Here is a 2,418-nt window from a genome sequence, read left to right as displayed (position 1 = left end):
TGGTGCCCGGGGGCTGCTGTGGCTCCCGGTTCTATTCCCGTTACAGGCACCCTCGATGGGCTTCCCTTCAATGAAACAAGGGGTATCCGGAAGGTGGAATCCTCGTCAAGGGGCACCCGTTGGTCTACGGTTTGGTCTACGGTGGCCTCTGTGACCCATGAGTACCCCCAGCGGTTTGCTGCGGTTCCCAGCGGGGGCGCACTCACATCTTCTGCCTGCCCGCATGTCTTGCTCTTGCTTGTGTTTGAAGCCTTGGCCCCCAGGGTGGGTTCGCCGTGCCCATGGGGGGAAGTCCCAAGGCGTACCAATCAATAGGGCGCTCAGGTGTATGACCCCTAAAGGTCCGCGACATAGGTTGCATCGGGATCAGGTCCGAAAGGTCGCTGCAGCGCGTTGTCGTGCTTCGCCCCCTCGGTAGCCATCTCGTTCAACCCAAGTCTCTCTCTGGCCGCGATGAAGTCTGGATGCCTGCGGATGCGCTTATTGAAGTTCGCCTTGTTAGCATACCGCGTGACTCTCATTAGATCGGCGAAGGTGATCACTGTCTGAGGGTCGGCACGGAGGCGCCGCTCCAGGTGAACCACAGCTTCAGCCACCTTGCCCTTCAACTGCTTACCCCTCGGCTTCCAGCTTGAGACCCGGCAACCGGGAAAGACCTCAGGCAGAGCCTTGCGTATGCCAGACCCCTTCGAGGCGATGATGTAGGCGTTGCAAGGTCGGCACCTCGCCCCGTTGCTACCACGGACAGACGCACGGCAGAGGCCCTGCAAGACCAGGTCGCGGTGTTCTCCGATGCGGATGATGTCGATCACCTCGTCAGAGAGTTCCTCGTTCACCGACGTGCCCGAGCAAAGATGGGCCAGACCCTGATAGGCGCTCTCAGGCAGAAAGAGCGTACCCGCCAGAACGACGTTGGGGATGTCGGCGTGGTCATTGGTTCCCTGATGCTGACCCCAGGACAGGAAGCTGACGCGCGACACATCTGTGGCGAGGCGGGAGCGCAAGGCCTGCGGGAACTTGCCATTGCAAGCGTCTCCATGGTGGATCACGAGCCACGGTTCGCTGGGCTTGGTGTCGATCATCATGGCGACCTCAGACAGGAGGCCCTCTTCGTTCCTCCGCCAGCTGTCTTTCCCACCGCCACGGTCGAGGACGTTGACAGTCAAGTCCGAGTAGTCCTTAGCCGCCGACTTCAGTCTTACGAGGTCGCCTCTTCGCTTCTCCCACAGGTCATATGTGCTACGGACCCGTCCGGATGCATCGAGGACGAGGACCGGGGCGAAGTCATCTGGCAGCGTGTCTCGGATGTCGAGTGCTGTTCTGATGCGACCATTCTGGTTGGCGATCCTGACGACCTTTCCCGACATCCAGCGCAGCGCGTCCAACGCCTTGGCCTGAGCATCGCTGAGATCGTGCCGCATGGCGTCAACGACGGCTGTCCTATGAAGCTCGCAGGAAACCTCCAGGTCTGGCCACTGGAAGGTGTCGCCCGGGTTCCGCTGATGCAGTTCGGCCTTGAGAACCTCCAGACACTCGGCAAGTGGTGGCAGGTATCTCTGGGCAGGCTTCAGCAGGGAAGCCACATCGTCGGTCGAGACGGAGACCACCTCTCCGGGTAGCATCCCCTCGTCCCATATACGGACCTCCCGAGGTGAAGCCATAAAGTGGAACGCCTCAACCTCGACGAAGCGACGCCCACGGCAGCGGGAAGACACCATCTGATGGGTGGTGAAGAGGACACGGGCCTCATTAGCCGCTGTTGCAGACAAGCTATTGGCAGTCGGGTCCTGCGTGAAGACGGCATAGTCGGTCTCAGCAAGACCCATCTCGTAGACCACCCTGTGTATCTCGTCGATCCGGGGAAAGCAGATCAAGACACCAACATGCTGATGGCTTGGTGAGTTCAACAACGTCTGGACAAAGTGGATGACAGACATGGTCTTCCCGACCCCGGGGTCGAGGCTGGACAGGTAGACCACGTCGTTGCTGAGACGCTCGGCCATAGCTTCCAGCGTCCCGACCACGCCACGCAATGCGTCTATCTGACCATGGGAGGGGTAGTGCCCGATGCGGTCGAACTCAGTCTTCAAGCTACGCATTGCAACGTCAGATAGGGTGGTTTGGGCAGGGGTAGTACAGTTTCCCTGAAGGGTAAGTCTTATGGGAGATTGTACTATAGGGGGGTCGTGGAGGGAGGATGAAGCTATAGTAATGGGCGCCGAGGCCCTGACGGGTGTCAGAAGCATGGGTGGTTCCTTGATGTTGCTGTAGTGAGTAAAGCGTCAGTCTTCCACGTCGTCGTTGACAGGAAGCCGAAGGCTTTAGTTGGAATGGTGGAACCTAAACGTCAGGCGGCGGTGTAGATGCCCTCAGGCCCTGCTTGGTAGGCGTCAAAGATGTGACGGTAGAGGCTGTCGC

At 59.6% G+C, this 2,418-nt stretch carries 1 protein-coding gene; it reads right to left on the bottom strand.

The features are described 5' to 3' along the window. Positions 1-335: 335 nt before the first annotated feature. Complete coding sequence (locus DDZ14_RS19110) at positions 336-2,099, bottom strand: hypothetical protein (protein ID WP_109426562.1); 1,764 nt, start codon at positions 2,097-2,099, stop codon at positions 336-338. Positions 2,100-2,418: the final 319 nt, after the last annotated feature.

Origin of the sequence: Maritimibacter sp. 55A14, assembly GCF_003122205.1 — a bacterium.
GTDB lineage: Bacteria > Pseudomonadota > Alphaproteobacteria > Rhodobacterales > Rhodobacteraceae > QEYE01.
Note: the sequence above shows the minus strand (reverse complement) of the source record. Positions and strands in the feature narration are given on the sequence as shown.

What these genes read in the sequence shown, in the direction of transcription:
- DDZ14_RS19110 (WP_109426562.1), bottom strand. Translation starts at nt 2,099, where the DNA reads ATGCGTAGCTTGAAGACTGAGTTCGACCGCATCGGGCACTACCCCTCC.